The sequence below is a fragment of the Pseudomonas sp. MWU12-3103b genome (genome assembly GCF_023100615.1).
In the GTDB taxonomy this organism is placed as follows: domain Bacteria; phylum Pseudomonadota; class Gammaproteobacteria; order Pseudomonadales; family Pseudomonadaceae; genus Aquipseudomonas; species Aquipseudomonas putida_A.
On sequence record NZ_JALMEY010000003.1, the window covers coordinates 401,900 to 419,754 of the forward strand.

Annotated in this window: 5 protein-coding genes; 2 read left to right on the forward strand and 3 right to left on the reverse strand. The window is 63.5% G+C overall.

Annotated elements, in window-relative coordinates:
* Positions 1-326: 326 nt before the first annotated feature.
* Together M0808_RS07955 and M0808_RS07960 are read left to right on the forward strand one after the other, a co-directional pair.
* The gene (locus tag M0808_RS07955) at positions 327-13,325 is read left to right on the forward strand and encodes a non-ribosomal peptide synthetase (RefSeq protein WP_247840599.1); all 12,999 of its coding nucleotides are present in this window, start codon (positions 327-329) and stop codon (positions 13,323-13,325) included.
* A gap of 203 nt (positions 13,326-13,528) precedes the next feature.
* Positions 13,529-14,344, forward strand: a complete 816-nt coding sequence (locus M0808_RS07960; RefSeq protein WP_247840601.1) for an alpha/beta fold hydrolase — start codon at positions 13,529-13,531, stop codon at positions 14,342-14,344.
* 113 nt (positions 14,345-14,457) lie between these two features.
* Here the strand turns inward: M0808_RS07960 and dsbG are convergent, their stop codons facing one another.
* Genes dsbG through dsbD form a run of 3 tightly spaced genes read right to left on the reverse strand, consistent with a single transcriptional unit; the run spans position 14,458 to position 17,807 of the window.
* Positions 14,458-15,228 (reverse strand): thiol:disulfide interchange protein DsbG, encoded by a 771-nt coding sequence (gene dsbG, locus M0808_RS07965; protein WP_027613399.1) that lies wholly within the window; start codon positions 15,226-15,228, stop codon positions 14,458-14,460.
* Complete coding sequence (locus tag M0808_RS07970; RefSeq protein WP_247840603.1) at positions 15,204-16,073, reverse strand: TlpA disulfide reductase family protein; 870 nt, start codon at positions 16,071-16,073, stop codon at positions 15,204-15,206. The genes dsbG and M0808_RS07970 overlap by 25 nt, the downstream gene beginning before the upstream one ends.
* Positions 16,074-17,807: a protein-disulfide reductase DsbD gene (gene dsbD / locus M0808_RS07975; RefSeq protein WP_247840605.1), complete on the reverse strand. Its 1,734-nt coding sequence runs from the start codon at positions 17,805-17,807 to the stop codon at positions 16,074-16,076.
* Between the last annotated feature and the right edge of the window lie 48 nt (positions 17,808-17,855).

Consider the following 17,855-nt stretch of genomic DNA (forward strand, 5'->3'; position numbering starts at 1 on the left):
CGGGGCCGTCCTACACATCGAGCGACAAATTATGTTGAATGATAATGATTGTCAATTGAGAAAGAGAACTAATGCTCCGTAAAGGTGCGAATCGAGAACTGCGACACACCGCCACATCTCGGCCCCCGTTGGCGATCCTGCCCGCCGACTAATTATTTCAAGACGTCATCCGTTCTCATTGGTGAATGGTTCCGGGTACCGAGCCCCGGCCAGACAGCATTCCGATGCCTTGCGCGGTCGGCACAGACCGCGCCCTGCACGCCCTCGATCGGCGTGACGCAGCAACCCGATTCCACTTAGCAAGCCGAATTCAGGCAGGAAACCTCATGACCGACGCGTTCGAACTCCCCAGCACTCTGGTCCAAGCCCTCCAGCGCCGTGCGGCACAGACGCCGGATCGCCTGGCCCTGCGCTTTCTCGCCGAAACCGAGGAGCAGGGCGTGGTGCTCAGTTACCGTGAACTGGATCAACGCGCGCGCACCATTGCTGCCGCGTTGCAGGCCCAGGCTGAATTCGGTGATCGCGCGGTGCTGCTGTTTCCAAGTGGCGCAGATTACGTCGCGGCGTTTTTCGGTTGCCTGTACGCCGGGGTGATCGCAGTGCCGGCCTATCCGCCGGAGTCCGCCCGTCGTCATCATCAGGAACGCCTGCTGTCGATCATTGCCGACGCCGAACCGCGCCTGCTGCTGACCAGTGCCGACCTGCGCGATGCCTTGCAGCAAATCGACGGCGCGCCGCCGTTGCTGTGCGTCGATACCCTCGACAACGCCCAGGCCGAGCGCTGGGTCGAACCGACTTTGCCGCAAGACCACATCGCCTTCCTGCAATACACCTCCGGCTCCACCGCGCTGCCCAAAGGCGTGCAGGTCAGCCACGGTAATCTGGTGGCCAACGAGCTGCTGATTCGCCACGGTTTCGGCATCGACGTGAACCCCGACGACGTGATCGTCAGCTGGCTGCCGCTGTACCACGACATGGGTCTGATCGGCGGATTACTCCAGCCGATTTTCAGCGGCGTGCCGTGCATCCTGATGTCGCCTGCGTACTTCCTCGGTCGCCCGTTGCGCTGGCTCGAAGCGATCAGCCAATACGGCGGCACCATCAGCGGCGGGCCGGATTTCGCCTACCGTCTGTGCAGCGAGCGGGTCAGCGAATCAGCACTGGAGCGCCTCGACCTGAGCCGCTGGCGGGTGGCCTATTCCGGCTCCGAACCGATCCGTCTCGATACCCTTGAGCGCTTCGCCGAGAAGTTCACCCCGTGCGGCTTCAGCGAAGACAGCTTCATGGCCTCCTATGGTCTGGCCGAGGCGACCCTGTTCGTCGCCGGCACACCGCGCGGCACGGGCATTCCTGCGCTGCGCGTCGACGATCTGGCGCTGGCGCAAAACCGCGCCGAGCCGGGCAATGGCAGCCCGATCATGAGTTGCGGCATCAGCCAGCCGGAGCATGCGGTGCTGATCGTCGAGCCGAGCAGCCTGCAAGAACTCAATGACAATGCGGTCGGCGAAGTCTGGGCCGCCGGCCCGAGCATCGCCCACGGCTACTGGCGCAACCCCGAGGCCAGCGCCAAAACCTTCGTTCAGCACGCCGGCCGCACCTGGCTGCGCACTGGCGATCTGGGCTTCATCCGCGACGGTGAACTGTTCATCACCGGGCGCCTGAAAGACATGCTGATCGTGCGCGGTCACAACCTCTATCCGCAGGACATCGAGCAAACCGTCGAGCGTGAAGTGGAAGTGGTGCGCAAAGGTCGCGTCGCGGCATTCGCGGTCAATCAGGGCGGTGAAGAAGGCATTGGCATCGCCGCAGAAATCAGCCGCAGCGTGCAAAAAATCCTGCCGCCCGAAGCACTGATCAAAGCTATTCGCCAAGCGGTGGCCGAGGCCTATCAAGAGGCACCGAGCGTGGTGGTGCTGCTCAACCCCGGTGCGCTGCCGAAGACGTCCAGCGGCAAGCTGCAACGCTCGGCGTGCCGCAATCGTCTGGCCGATGGCAGCCTCGACAGCTACGCGGTATTCCCGTCCGCCGAGGTGCAAAATACCGAGTCGACCCTGGCGGCTTCCGAGCTGGAATCGCTGATCGGCAAGATCTGGGCCGAGCAACTCAACGTCAGACAAGTCGGCGCCGACGATCACTTCTTCCTGCTCGGCGGCAACTCGATTGCGGCAACTCAGGTGATCGCCAAGGTGCGCGAAGAACTGGGCCTGGAGCTGAACCTGCGCCTGTTGTTCGAAGCACCGACCCTGTCGGCATTCGCTGCTGCCGTGGCGCAGCAGCAACAGGATGGCGGCAACGCCCAAGGTGCAATCAACGCCTTGTCGCGCAGCGAAGCACTGCCGCAATCGCTGGCACAAAACCGTTTGTGGATCACCTGGCAACTCGACCCGCACAGCAGCGCCTACAACATCCCCGGCGCCCTGCGTCTGCGCGGCGAGCTGGACGAAGACGCGTTGCGCGCCAGCTTCCAGCAACTGATCGAGCGCCACGAATCGCTGCGCACGCGCTTCTTCGAGCGCGACGGCGTAGCGCTGCAACAAGTCGACGCCGCGCCTGAATTCAACCTGCAACTGATCGACATCAGCGACCTGCCGGCGCACGAGCGTGAAGCCCGCGCGCAACAGATCCGCGAGGACGAGGCGCGCACTCAATTCGATCTGGAAAAAGGCCCGCTGCTGTGGGTGACGCTGGTGCGTCTCGACGACGAAGATCACCAGTTGCTGGTGACGCTGCACCACATCATCGCCGACGGCTGGTCGCTGAACGTGCTGATCGACGAATTCTCGCGCCTGTACGCTGCGGCATTCCAAGGCCAGCGCGCCGAACTCGCGCCGCTGCCCACCCAATACGCCGACTACGGCAGTTGGCAGCGCCAGTGGCTGGCGCAAGGCGAGGGCGAGCGGCAACTGGCGTACTGGAAAGCCCGGCTGGGCGACGAACATCCGGTGCTGGAACTGGCCACCGACCACCCGCGTTCAGCCAGACAATTGCACAGCGCCGCGCGCCACAGTGTGCGCCTTGGCGTCAGCCTCAGTGATGCGATCAAGCAGACTGCGCAGGCGCATCAATCGACGCCGTTCATGCTGTTGCTCTCGGCCTTCCAGAGCCTGCTGCACCGTTACAGTGGTCAGCGCGATATCCGCATCGGCATCCCCAACGCCAACCGTCCGCGCCTCGAAACCCAGGGTCTGATCGGCTTCTTCATCAACACTCAGGTGCTGCGGGCCGAGGTTGATTCGCGGCTGTCGTTTGTCGAGTTGCTGGCGCAGACCCGCGAGGCTGCACTGGGTGCTCAGGCCCATCAGGATCTGCCGTTCGAGCAACTGCTCGAAGCGTTCCCGCAGGCCCGTGAACAGGGTCTGTTCCAGGTCATGTTCAACCACCAGCAACGCGACTTGAGTGCGCTCAAGCGCCTGCCGGGCCTGCTCGCCGAAGAACTGCCGTGGCACAGCCGCGAAGCCAAGTTCGACCTGCAACTGCACAGCGAAGAAGATCGCAACGGGCGCTTGACCCTGTCCTTCGACTACGCCGATGAACTGTTCGACGCGGCGACCATCGAGCGTCTGGCCGAACACTTCAGCAATCTGCTGCGCGCCGTCTGCGAACAACCGCAACAGGCGATCGGCGACCTGCCATCGCTGACTCCGTGCGAGCAGGAACAGCAACAAGCGTGGAGCGTCGCCCCGTGCACCCCGGCGCAACACTGGCTACCGGAATTGCTCAACGAACAGGCGCGCCAGACTCCGGAACGCACCGCGCTGGTGTGGGACGGCGGCAGTCTCGATTTTGCCGAATTGCACGCCCAGGCCAACCGCCTCGCGCACTATCTGCGCGATAAAGGCGTCGGCCCGGATGTGTGCGTGGCAATTGCAGCCGAGCGTTCGCCACAACTGTTGATCGGCCTGCTGGCGATCATCAAGGCCGGTGGCGCTTATGTGCCGCTGGACCCGGATTACCCGGCCGACCGTCTGGCCTACATGCTCAGCGACAGCGGTGTCGAGCTGCTGCTGACTCAGACTGCATTGCTCGACCGTCTGCCAGCCAGTGACGGCGTCAGCGTGATCGCCATGGACGCGTTGCACCTGGAAAACTGGCCCAGTCAGGCACCGGGTCTGCACCTGCACGGCGACAATCTCGCCTACGTGATTTACACCTCCGGCTCCACTGGTCAACCGAAAGGCGTCGGTAACACCCACGCCGCATTGGCCGAACGGCTGCAGTGGATGCAGAACAGCTATCGCCTGAACGACAGCGACGTGTTGATGCAAAAGGCGCCGATCAGTTTCGACGTGTCGGTGTGGGAGTGCTTCTGGCCGCTGATCACTGGCGCGCGTCTGTTGATCGCCGGCCCCGGTGAACACCGCGATCCGCATCGCATCGCGCAGTTGGTTCAGCAGTACGGCGTGACTACGCTGCACTTCGTGCCGCCGCTGCTCGCGCTGTTCATCGATGAGCCGCTGAGCGCCGAATGCACCAGCCTGCGCCGGTTATTCTCCGGCGGTGAAGCGCTGCCGGCGGAACTGCGCAACCGCGTGCTGGCGCAGCTGCCGGCGGTGCAACTGCACAACCGTTACGGCCCGACCGAAACCGCGATCAACGTCACCCACTGGCACTGCACCACGGCCGACGGCGAGCGTTCGCCGATTGGCCGGCCGCTGGGCAATGTGATCTGCCGCGTGCTCGACGCCGATCTCAATCCCGTGCCGGCCGGTGTGCCGGGTGAACTGTGCATCAGCGGCATCGGTCTGGCCCGGGGTTACCTCGGTCGCCCGGCGCTGACGGCCGAGCGCTTTGTAGTCGACCCGTTGGGCGAGCAGGGCGCACGTTTGTACCGCACCGGCGACCGTGCACGTTGGACCTCGGACGGCGTGATCGAATACCTCGGGCGTCTCGATCAGCAGGTCAAACTGCGTGGCTTCCGCGTTGAACCGGAAGAAATCGAGGCGCGGCTGCTGGCCCAGGACGGCGTCGCTCAAGCCGTGGTGCTGGTGCGCGACACCGCAGCCGGCTCGCAACTCATCGGCTACTTCACCGCTGTCGATGCCAGCGAAGATCAGCACGTGCAGATCGCCCGCCTGAAAACCGCGCTGGCCGGCGAACTGCCGGAATACATGGTCCCGGCGCAACTGATGCGCCTGGACGCAATGCCCCTGAGCCCGAGCGGCAAGCTCGACCGTCGCGCCTTGCCCGAGCCGCAGTGGCAAGTGCGTGAGCATATCGAACCGGTCACCGAGCTGGAACAACAGATCGCCGCGATCTGGCGCGAAGTGCTGGGTCTGCCACGGATCGGTCTGCGCGACGACTTCTTCGCCCTCGGCGGGCACTCGTTGCTGGCCACACAAATCATCTCGCGTAGCCGTCAGGCCTGTGACGTCGAGTTGCCGTTGCGCGCCTTGTTCGAGCACAGCGAACTCGGCGATTTCGCCGAGCAGATCCGCCTGATCCAGGCCAGCGGCCAGACCAACCAACAGCCGCCGATTGCCAAAGTCGATCGCCGCCAAGCCGTACCGCTGTCCTATTCGCAGCAACGCATGTGGTTCCTCTGGCAGATGGAACCGGACAGCCCGGCGTACAACGTCGGCGGCATGGCGCGCCTGCGCGGCGTGTTGCACGTCGAGCATTTCGAGGCAGCCTTGCAGGCGCTGATCCTGCGCCACGAAACCCTGCGCACCACGTTCCCGAGCGTCGATGGCGTGGCACGTCAGCAGGTGCATGCCGAGACCGGCGTGCGCATGGGCTGGAAAGATTTCTCGAAACTGCCGGCTGACCAGCGTGAGCAGCAGGTCCAGCAACTGGCCGATGACGAGGCGCATCTGCCGTTCGATCTGGAAAGCGGTCCGCTGCTGCGCGCCTGTCTGGTGAAGACCGCCGAGCACGAACACTACTTCGTGCTGACCCTGCACCACATCGTCACCGAAGGCTGGGCGATGGATATTTTTGCCCGCGAGCTCAGCGCGCTGTACGAAGCGTTCGTCGATGAGCGCGATTCGCCGCTTGAAGCGTTGCCGGTGCAGTACCTCGATTACAGCGTCTGGCAACGGCAGTGGCTGGAGTCCGGTGAGCGTCAGCGCCAGCTCGACTACTGGACCGCGCAACTCGGTCGCGAACATCCGTTGCTGGAACTGCCCGGCGACCGTCCGCGGCCACCGGTGCAAAGTCATCAGGGCGAACTGTTCCGTTTCGATCTGAGCGACGATCTCGCCGCCCGCGTCCGTGCGTTCAATGCGCAAAACGGTCTGACCCTGTTCATGACCATGACCGCCGCGCTCGCCACCTTGCTCTACCGCTACAGCGGCCAGACCGACCTGCGCATCGGCGCGCCGGTGGCCAACCGGATTCGTCCGGAAAGCGAAGGGCTGATCGGTGCATTCCTCAATACTCAGGTACTGCGTTGCCAGCTCGACGGGCAGATGTCGGTCGGCGAGTTGTTCGAGCAAGTGCGTCACACGGTGATTGAGGGCCAGTCGCATCAGGACCTGCCGTTCGATCATCTGGTCGAAGCGCTGCAACCACCCCGCAGCGCGGCGTACAACCCGCTGTTCCAGGTGATGTGCAACGTGCAGCGCTGGGAATTCCAGCAGAGCCGCATGCTCGCCGGGATGACCGTCGAGTACCTGGCCAACGATGCGCGGGCGACCAAGTTCGATCTCAACCTGGAAGTCACCGACCTCGATCATCGACTCGGTTGCTGCCTGACCTACAGCACCGATCTGTTCGACGAGCCGACCATTGCGCGCATGGCCAAGCATTGGCGCAACCTGCTGGAAGCGCTGATCGCCGATCCGCAACAGCGTCTGAGCCAATTGCCGCTGCTCGACCCGACTGAGCAACAGCAGTTGCTCGACAGCCTCGGCGTTGAACCGGGCGAGCGTCGTCTCGATCAGTGCATCCATCATCTGTTCGCCGAGCAGGCGCTGGCGCGCAAAGATGCCCCGGCCCTGACTTTCGCCGGACAGACTTTGAGCTACGCCGAACTCGATGCCCGCGCCAATCGCCTGGCCTGGGCCCTGCGCGAGCGTGGGGTCGGCCCGCAAGTGCGGGTTGGTCTGGCGCTGGAGCGTTCGCTGGAAATGGTCGTCGGCCTGCTGGCGATTCTCAAGGCCGGCGGCGCTTATGTGCCGCTGGACCCGGAATACCCGCTCGATCGCCTGCACTACATGATCGAAGACAGCCGCATCGGTCTGCTGCTCAGCGACCGCGCGATGTTCAAAGCGCTTGGCGCTCTGCCGTCGAACGTGGCGCGCTGGTGCCTGGAAGACGACTGCGCGGCGCTGGCGGATTACCCGGCCACTGAGCTGCCCTTTATCAGCCTGCCGCAGCATCAGGCGTACCTGATCTACACCTCGGGTTCGACCGGCAAGCCGAAAGGCGTGGTGGTGTCCCACGGTGAAATCGCCATGCATTGCCAGGCCGTGATCGAACGTTTCGGCATGCGTCCGGACGACTGCGAACTGCACTTCTATTCGATCAACTTCGACGCCGCCACCGAGCGTCTGCTGGTGCCGTTGCTCAGCGGCGCGCAAGTGGTGCTGCGAGCGCAAGGGCAGTGGGATGCGGAAGAAATCTGCGGGTTGATCCGCACCCATCGGATCAATGTGCTCGGCTTCACCCCGAGCTACGGCAGCCAGCTGGCGCAGTTCCTCGCCACGCAGAATGAAACTCTGCCGGTGCGGATGATCATCACCGGCGGCGAAGCGCTGACTGGCGAGCACCTGCAACGGATTCGCGCCGCGTTCAAACCAAGCCTGTTCTTCAACGCCTATGGCCCGACTGAAACCGTGGTCATGCCACTGGCCAGTCTCGCCCCGGAAGTGCTGGAAGAGGGCGCCGGCAGCGTGCCGATCGGCAGCGTGATCGGTGACCGCGTGGCGTACATTCTCGACGCCGATCTGGCTTTGGTGCCGCAAGGCGCGACCGGTGAGTTGTTCGTCGGCGGCGCCGGTCTGGCGCAGGGGTATCACGACCGTCCGGGCATCAGCGCCGAGCGTTTCGTGGCAGACCCGTTTGCCGCCGATGGCGGGCGCATGTACCGCACCGGCGATCTGGTGCGCCAGCGCGCCGATGGTCTGGTGGAATACCTGGGCCGGATCGACCATCAGGTGAAAATCCGCGGTTTCCGTATCGAGCTGGGTGAGATCGAAACCCGTCTGCTCGATCACGCTTCGATCCGCGAAGCGGTGGTGCTGGCGCTGGATGCGCCGAGCGGCAAGCAACTGGTGGGCTACCTGGTCAGCGAAGTTGCCGAGCAAGGCGAAGCGCAACAGGCCGAACTGCGCGAAGCACTGAGGTCGCACCTCAAGGCACAACTGCCGGATTACATGGTGCCGACGCACCTGATCCTGCTGGCGAGCATGCCGCTGACCGCCAATGGCAAACTCGACCGCCGCGCCTTGCCGGCGCCGGATCCCGAGTTGAACCGTCGGGACTATGTCGCCCCGAGCAACGAACTCGAACAGACCCTGGCGCAGATCTGGTGCGAGGTGCTCAACGTCGAGCAGGTCGGTCTCAACGACAACTTCTTCGAACTCGGCGGCGACTCGATCCTGTCGATTCAAGTGGTCAGCCGCGCGCGGCAGCAGGGCATTCATTTCAGCCCGCGGGATCTGTTCCAGCATCAGACCGTGCAGACCCTCGCCGCTGTCGCCAGCCGCAGCGAGCAAGTCACTGCCGAGCAGGGACTGGTGCTCGGTGAGTCGGCGATGACGCCGATTCAGCACTGGTTCTTCGACATTGATATTCCCGAGCGTCAGCACTGGAACCAGGCGCTGCTGCTGGAGCCGACAGTGGCGCTGGAACCGCATCGTCTGGAGCAGGCGCTGCTGGCAGTGATCGAACAGCACGACGCCCTGCGTCTGCGCTTCACCCAGGTCAACGATCAATGGCAGGCAACGCATCAACCGGTGTCCGACGCCGAGGTGTTGTGGCAGGTTCGGGTGGCGGCGATGGACCAGTGCGCAGCGCTGTTCGCTGATGCCCAGCGCAGTCTCGATCTGCAGAACGGCCCGCTGCTGCGCGCCTTGCTGGTGGATGGTCCCGAAGGGCAGCAACGCCTGTTCATTGCGATTCATCACTTGGTGGTCGACGGTGTGTCGTGGCGCGTATTGCTCGACGACCTGCAAACCGTGTACCGCCAGCTCGACGCCGAACAGTCGGTAAAACTGCCGGCGAAAACCAGTGCCTTCAAGGACTGGGCGGCACGTTTGCAGGCCTATGCCGGCAGCGAATCGCTGCGCGAGGAACTGAACTGGTGGCAGACCCAACTGGCCGGATCGAGCGCCGAGCTGCCGTGCGAAAACCCGCAGGGCGGACAACAGAATCGTCACGCGCAAACCGTCAGCGTGCGCCTGGATGCCGAGCGTACCCAACAACTGCTGCAACAGGCGCCGCGGGCCTACCGCACACAGGTCAACGATCTGCTGCTGACCGCGCTGGCCCGCGTCTTGTGCCGCTGGAGCGGGCAGCCGTCGGCGTTGATTCAACTGGAGGGCCACGGCCGCGAAACGCTGTTCGACGAGATCGACCTGACCCGCACCGTCGGCTGGTTCACCAGCGCCTATCCATTACGCCTGACCCCGCACAACATCGAAGAGGCTGCCGGGCAGGGCGCCTCGATCAAGGCGATCAAGGAGCAACTGCGCGCGGTACCGCACAAAGGCCTCGGTTATGGCGTGTTGCGTTATCTGGCCGATGACCTCAGTCAGCGCAGCATGGCGGCGTTGCCGAATGCTCCAGTGACCTTCAACTACCTCGGCCAGTTCGACCAGAGTTTCGCCAGCGATGCGCTGTTCCGTCCGTTGGACGAGCCGGTCGGTGCGGCCCACGATCCGCAGGCGCCGTTGCCCAACGAGTTGAGCATCGACAGTCAGGTGTACGGCGGCGAACTGCTGCTGCGCTGGACTTTCAGTGGCGAGCGCTACGAGGCGCAAACCATCAACGATCTGGCCGACGCCTACCTCGGCGAGCTGCAAAGCCTGATCGCACATTGTTTGCAGGACGACGCTGGCGGACTGACGCCGTCGGACTTCCCGCTGGCGAAACTGACCCAGGCGCAACTCGATGCACTGCCGGTGCCGGCGGCGCAGATCGAAGACGTCTATCCGCTGACGCCGATGCAGGAAGGCATGTTGCTGCACACCTTGCTCGAACCGGGCACCGGTCTGTACTACATGCAGGATCGCTACCGCATCAACAGCGAGCTCGATCCCGAGCGTTTCGCCCAGGCCTGGCAAGCGGTGGTCGCCCGTCATGAAGCGTTGCGTGCCTCGTTCTGCTGGAGCGTCGGCGAGGACATGCTGCAAGTGATCCACACCCCGGGTCGCACGCCGATCGAGTACCTGGACTGGAGCGCCGTTGCCGAGGACGAGCAAGAACCGAAGCTGCAAGCGCTGCTGAAAAGCGAGCGCGAGGCCGGATTCGATCTGCTCAATCAGGCACCGTTCCACCTACGCCTGATCAAGGTCGGTGCGGCGCGTTACTGGTTCATGATGAGTAACCACCACATCCTCATCGATGCCTGGTGCCGTTCGTTGCTGATGAACGATTTCTTCGAGATCTACACCGCCCTCGGTGAGGGGCGCGAAGCACAGTTGTCGGTGCCGCCGCGTTACCGCGACTACATCGGCTGGCTGCAACGCCAGAGCCTGGCCGAGGCACGCCAGTGGTGGCAGCAGAACCTGCAAGGTTTCGAACGCACCACGCCGATCCCGAGCGACCGACCGTTCCTGCGCGAACACGCCGGCGAAAGCGGCGGCATGATCGTCGGTGACCGCTACACCCGTCTCAACGTTGAAGATGGCGTCCGGCTGCGCGAGCTGGCCCAGGCTCATCAACTGACCATCAACACTTTCGCCCAAGCGGCGTGGGCCTTGGTACTGCGCCGTCTGAGCGGTGATCGCGACGTGCTGTTCGGCGTCACCGTGGCCGGGCGCCCGGTGGAAATGCCGGAGATGCAACGCACCGTCGGCCTGTTCATCAACAGCATTGCGCTGCGGGTGAAAATGCCTGAGGACGATCAGCGCAGCAGTGTGCGGCAGTGGCTGAGCGCTTTGCTCGACAGCAACATGCAGCTGCGCGAGTACGAATACCTGCCGCTGGTGAACATTCAGGAGCAGAGCGAACTGCCGAAAGGCCAGCCGCTGTTCGACAGTCTGTTCGTGTTCGAGAACGCGCCGGTGGAAGTCTCGGTGCTGGACCGTGCGCAGAGCCTCAACGCGACGTCGGATTCGGGCCGTACCCACACCAACTTCCCGCTGACGGCGGTGTGCTACCCGGGCGATGACCTCGGTCTGCACCTGTCGTATGACCAGCGCTACTTCGACGAATCGACCATCGAGCGCATGCTCGGCGAGTTCAAGCGCCTGCTGCTGGCATTGGTCGATGGCTTCCATGGCGACATGGCCGATCTGCCGCTGCTGGGGGCCGAGGAGCAGGACTTCCTGCTGCACGGCTGCAATCAGAGCGCGCACGATTATCCGCTGGAGCAGAGCTACGTGGCGCTGTTCGAAGCGCAGGTCGCGCAACATTCGCAACGCATTGCCGCTACGTGCCTTGATCAGCAACTGAGCTATGCCGAGCTGAACCAGAACGCCAACCGCCTCGGCCATGCACTGGTCGCGGCCGGGGTGCAGTTGGATCAACCGGTGGCGCTGCTGGGCGAGCGCAATCTGGATCTGCTGGGGATGATCATCGGCAGCTTCAAGGCCGGTGCCGGTTACCTGCCGCTGGATCCGGGCCTGCCGAGCCAGCGTCTGCAACGCATCATCGAACTGAGCCGCACGCCAGTGCTGGTGTGCAGCGAAGCCTGCCGCCAACAGGCGCAGACTTTGCTCGATGAGTTCAGCTGCGCCAACCGTCCACGGCTGTTGGTCTGGGAAGAAGTGCAGGCGCTGGCGACATCGCTGCAAAATCCGGGGATCTACAGCGGTCCGGACAATCTGGCCTACGTGATCTACACCTCGGGTTCGACCGGTCTGCCGAAAGGCGTGATGGTCGAGCAGCGCGGCATGCTCAACAACCAGTTGAGCAAGGTGCCGTACCTGCAACTGACGGACGCCGATGTGATTGCGCAGACCGCTTCGCAAAGCTTCGATATTTCGGTCTGGCAGTTCCTCGCCGCGCCGCTGTTCGGGGCGCGGGTGGACATCGTGCCGAACAGCATCGCCCACGATCCGCAGGGTCTGCTGGTGCATGTGCAGGCGCAGGGCATTACCGTGCTGGAGAGCGTGCCGTCGTTGATTCAGGGCATGCTCGCCTCGGAACGCCTGAGCCTCGACGGTCTGCGCTGGATGCTGCCGACCGGTGAAGCAATGCCGCCGGAACTCGCGCACCAATGGCTGCTGCGTTATCCGCAGATCGGTCTGGTCAACGCTTACGGCCCGGCGGAATGCTCCGATGACGTGGCGTTCTTCCGTGTGGACATGGCTTCGACTCGCGGCAGCTATTTGCCGATCGGTACGCCGACCGACAACAACTTGCTGTATCTGGTCGATGGCGCGCTGGAACTGGTGCCGCTGGGCGCGGTGGGTGAGTTGTGCGTGGCCGGGACCGGTGTCGGTCGCGGTTACGTCAGCGATCCGCTGCGCACCGCGCCGGTATTTGTGCCGAACCCGTTCGGCGCGCCGGGCGAGCGTCTGTATCGCACCGGTGACCTCGCGCGGCGGCGCAGTGACGGGGTGCTGGAGTACGTTGGCCGGGTCGACCATCAGGTGAAGATTCGCGGTTACCGGATCGAACTGGGTGAAATCGAAGCGCGTCTGCACGAACAACCGGAAGTCCGCGATGCGGCGGTCGGCGTGCAGGAAGGCGTGAATGGCAAGCACCTGGTCGGCTATCTGGTCGCGGCGGATTCGGCGCTCAACCCGAGCGAACGTCTGGAGCGGATCAAGCAACGCCTGCGTAGCGAACTGCCGGAATACATGGTGCCGCTGCACTGGTTGTGGCTGGATCAGTTGCCGCACAACGCCAACGGCAAACTCGACCGCAAGGCCTTGCCGGCGCTGGAGATCGGTCAGTTGCAGAGCGAGGATTACCTGGCCCCGCGCAACGAACTGGAGCAGACCCTGGCCGACATCTGGGCCGAAGTGCTCAAGGTCGACAAGGTCGGCGTGCGCGACAACTTCTTCGAGCTGGGCGGGCATTCGTTGCTGGCCACGCAGATCGCCTCGCGGGTGCAGAAAACCCTGCAACGCGATGTGCCGCTGCGGGCGATGTTCGAGTGCAGCACGGTGCAGGAACTGGCCGAGTACATCGAAGGCCTGGCGGCGAGTGACATGACCGAGGACAAGGTGGATCGCTTGAATGATCTGATGGCGGAGCTGGAAGGCTTGTAATTTCCGGCGTCTTCACCGGCCCCTTCGCGAGCAAGCCCGCTCCCACCATTGGAATGCATTCCCCTGTGGGAGCGGGCTTGCTCGCGAAAGCGTCAGTGAATTCAACACAAATAAACCGGCATATTCACGTACATATCCAGGGTTGACGATCAACAACCGGCAGCTCAGTCTGCCGGTTCTCTTTTGTGTCTCGGGGGTGGTCGATGCCTTTCTTCACGGTTGACGGACAAGCGCTGCACTACATTGATCAAGGCACCGGCCCGGCCGTGTTGCTGGCGGGCAGTTATCTGTGGGACACGGCCATGTGGGCGCCGCAGATCGCTGCATTGTCGCCGCACTATCGGGTGATTGCCCTGGACCTGTGGGGCCACGGCGAATCCGGGCGCTTGCCGCCAGGCACCACCTCACTGGATGACATCGCGCGGCAGGTCGAGGCCTTGCTCAATCATCTGCAGATCGAACGGATCACGCTGGCGGGGCTATCGGTCGGCGGCATGTGGGGCGTGCGGCTGGCGTTGTCGGCCCCGCAGCGGATCAACGGTCTGGTACTGCTCGACACCTACGTCGGCGTCGAGCCTGAGCCAACCCGTCAGTACTATTTCTCGCTGTTCAAGCAGATCGAGGAAAGCGGCGAGATTGCGCCTCAGTTGCTCGACATCGTGGTGCCGATCTTCTTCCGCCCGGGCATTGATCCGCAGTCGGCGCTGTATCAGGACTTCCGCGCCAAACTCGCGGCGTACACCGCGGATCGCCTGCGCGAAAGCATCGTGCCGATGGGGCGTATCACCTTCAGCCGTGATGATCTGTTGCCGCGCCTGGGCGAACTGAATGCCGCGACCACCCTGGTGCTGTGCGGCGATCAGGACAAACCGCGACCGCCTTCGGAGGCACAGGAAATGGCTGAATTGATCGGCTGCCCGTGGGTGCTGGTGCCGGAGGCGGGGCATATCTCCAGTCTGGAGAATCCGCAGTTTGTGAACGAGGTGTTGTTTACTTTTTTGGCTGAGCGCAACCGTTAAACCGTGTCATCGTTCTTTTCGCGAGCAAGCCCGCTCCTACAGTGACCGCGGTGATCCCTGTGGGAGCGGGCTTGCTCGCGAAGAGGCCAGATCAGGCAATAAAGAATCCGGACTTATTTCGGCCCGAGAATCTTCGCCAGTTTCTCCGGCGAAGGCGCGCCTTGCTGCTGTTGCAGCTCACCCTTGTCATCCATGTAGAAAATCGCCGGTGTCGCCTGCAGTTCCAGATCTTCCATCAACTGCATGTTGGCGGCCAGTTTGGTCTGCACCGCTTTTGGAATGTCTTTCAACGGCTTCAGGGTGCTGGCCTTGCCGGCCTTTTCGTGATCTTCCAGGGCCTTGGCCGGATCTTTCGCCGCCAGCAGCGCGGCGGATTTCGCCGGGCTGTCTTCGCGGATGATCCCGACCATGATGTGCCGCAGCTGCACCTTGCCGGCCTTGACCCATGGTCGCGCCTGTTCCCAGAACATGTTGCAGTACGGGCAGTTCGGATCGCTGAACAGGTACACGGTGCGCGGGGCATCCTTGTTGCCGTCCTGAATCCAGTTGCTGGCTTCGAACTTGCCCCAGATTTCCTTGGCCATCGGCGCATAGACCAGTTTCTGCAACGGCTCGCTGCTCAGATCCTTGCCGTCGGCGTCGTACAGATTGCCGAGCAGCACGTGTTTCCCGTCCGGCGTCAGGTACAACGCCATGCCACGGTTCTGGTACTGCGCCGCATAACCACGCAAGCCGTCCGGGGCGTCGAACTGGCCAACGATTTTTGCGCCCTTGGCTTCGATCTGCTTGATCGCGGCGGGCAATTCTTCGGCGGCCTGCACCGACGGCAGGTGCAGCAGGGCAGTGCCCAGAGTCAGCGTCAGCAGGTGGCGGAGGCGGGGCATGGCAGTTTCCTTGCAGAGGTGGCCGGTGCGGCGGTTGGATTCGGGATGTCGAAATTTTCCAGGGCGCGGGCCAGGCTGGCGTTCGACAGTTCGCCCAGATGACTGCTCAGCAAGCGACCGTCAGGGCTATAGAACAGCGTAGTTGGCAACGCCATGGAGCCCACGGCCTGACCCAGTCGACCGCTGCGGTCGAACAGCACGTTGTTCAGGCTCAGGCCCTGGGTTTCCAGGAAGGTGGCAACGCTTTGCATGCTTTCGGCCTGATTGACGAACAGAAAGGTCAGGTCCGGGCGTTGTTGTTGAGCGTTTTCCAGCACCGGCATCTCGCGCCGGCAGGGCGGGCACCAGGTTGCCCAGAGGTTGATCACCAATGGTCCGCCCTGATAGTCGCTGAGCTGGATGGTCTCGCCTGCGGCGTTGCGCAGGGCGATTTCCGGCAGGCGCGTGCCTTGTTCGTAGATGTTCAGTGACAGGGTCGCCAACAACCAGAACAGCACGCCGCTGGCCACGCCAAAACCCAATGGCCGACGCAGGCCCGGTCGGCGCCAGCCGCGATAGAGAGCGGTGAGCAGCAGCACGATCACCCCCGGCCAGGCGAGGAATCCACCATCGCGCAGGTCGATGATCTGCCACGGATCGTTGCGATAGTGGCCCCAGTACAGGGCGACAAACGCCACGCGTGCCGCGAGCATGCCCAGCAGAAACAGGCTGAACAGCGCCGACTCGGGGTTATCGCCGCCACGCTTGGCCACCCGCCAGCCGACAAAGGTCGCCAGCGCCAGGGCACTGATCAGCAGCAGGTGGTTAAGCGCGATGGCAAAGGTGCCGAGGGTGAACGTCAGCATTTAATTGGCGTCTCGGGTGGTGGTCCAGCGTTGCAGGAACGTCTCGGCATCCACCTCACCGGTGATGCGCTGGCTACGTCGTTCTTCGCCGTCGGTGCCGATCCAGACAAAACTCGGTGGCCCCGGGACTTTGTAGCGGCCGAGCAGCTCGCGGCTGGCGGCGTTGTCAGCAGTGACATCGAGGCGCAGCAGGCGCACATCACTCAGCGCCTGCATGACCTTGTCCTTGCCGAACACCTGTTTCTCCATGACTTTGCACGACACGCACCAGTCGGCGTAGTAATCGAGCAGCACCCACTGGCCCTGGGCTTTGGCGCTATCCAGTTCTCGCTGCAGGGCGGCCGGATCCTTGATCGTGGTGAACGCGTCATGCCCGCTCGGCGTGGTGCTGGCGACCCTGCCGGCGCTGTACACCTGCAGCGGTTGATAAGGGTCGTCACTGCCACCGGCAGCGCCGATCAGCAACAGGCTGCCCCACAGACCGAGCAGCAACGAACTGGCGCCGAACACCTGGGCAACCCGGCCGAAGCCGTCCGATTGCTTCCAGGCACAGAACGCGGCGATCAGCAGCAGCGCGCCACACAGCCCCAGCCACAGCGACGAGTCCAGCACCGGGCGCAGCATCAGCAGCGCGGTCGCGAGGAACAGGAAACCGAAGATGCCCTTGAGCAGGTTCATCCACGCGCCAGGCTTTGGCAGGAAGCGATTGCCGACGGTCACCAACAGCAATAGCGGCACCCCGATACCGATGCCCAGCGCAAACAGAATCAAGCCACCGTGCAGCGCATTGCCGCTCTGCGCGATGTACAGCAAAGCGCCGGCCAGTGGTGCGGTCATGCACGGACCGACCAGCAGACCGGACAACGCGCCGAGCACCCCGGCGCCAATCAGGCTGCCGCCGCTGCGACTGCGCGAAGCGTGTTCGAGGCGGTCACGCAGGGCCACCGGCAATTGCAATTCGAAGAAGCCAAACATCGGTAGCGCCAGCACCACGAACACTGCTGCAAATGCACCGAGCAGCCATGGATTTTGCAGCCACGCCTGCAGGTTGGCGCCGAGCAGCGCAGCGATCACCCCCATCGCTGCATACACCAGCGCCATGCAGATCACATAGCTGCTGGCCAGGGCGAAACCACGGCGTGGGGTTGCACCGCTGCCGACAATCATGCCCGCCAGAATCGGCAGCATCGGCAACGAACACGGGGTGAACGCCAGCAACAGGCCGAGGCCGAAAAACACCAGCAGGCTCCAGCCCAGCGCCCGTTGTTGCAGGCTGCTGGCCAAGGCCTGATCCGGTGCTTCGGCACTGGCCGTTGGCGTCGCTTTGCCGCCCAGATCGATGACCCGGGTCTGCGGCGGATAACACAGGCCGGCATCGGCGCAGCCCTGATAACTGACCTTGATCTGACCGCTGGCCGACGCCGGAATTTTTACCTCCAAGCCCTGGCGATACACCGGTTGTTCACCGAAGAACTCGTCACTGTGCGACTCGCCCTCGGGCAGCGCCGGCTGCTGCTCGGCCGCCAAACCGTCGAATTTCAGGCGTTTCTGGTACAGGTAATAGCCGTCGGTGATTTGCCAGAACAGCTGGGTTTCCCCGGACTCAAGGCGTTCGGAGGTGAGCACGAAGGCTTGGTCGACCGGCAGAAACTCCGGTTTGGTCTCGAACGGATTGTTCCCGGCCTGGGCCAGGCCGGAGATCAGCAGTGCAAACAAAAGAAAAAAATGACGCATGGAGGAGCCTTGTCCCTGTGCAAGTGTGGGCACAATGGTGGATGGCGA

Excerpts from the sequence above, each read along its gene's own strand:
- M0808_RS07955 (WP_247840599.1), top strand. The coding sequence starts at position 327 with ATGACCGACGCGTTCGAACTCCCCAGCACTCTGGTCCAAGCCCTCCAG.
- M0808_RS07960 (WP_247840601.1), top strand. The coding sequence starts at position 13,529 with ATGCCTTTCTTCACGGTTGACGGACAAGCGCTGCACTACATTGATCAA.
- dsbG (WP_027613399.1), bottom strand. The coding sequence starts at position 15,228 with ATGCCCCGCCTCCGCCACCTGCTGACGCTGACTCTGGGCACTGCCCTG.
- M0808_RS07970 (WP_247840603.1), bottom strand. The coding sequence starts at position 16,073 with ATGCTGACGTTCACCCTCGGCACCTTTGCCATCGCGCTTAACCACCTG.
- dsbD (WP_247840605.1), bottom strand. The coding sequence starts at position 17,807 with ATGCGTCATTTTTTTCTTTTGTTTGCACTGCTGATCTCCGGCCTGGCC.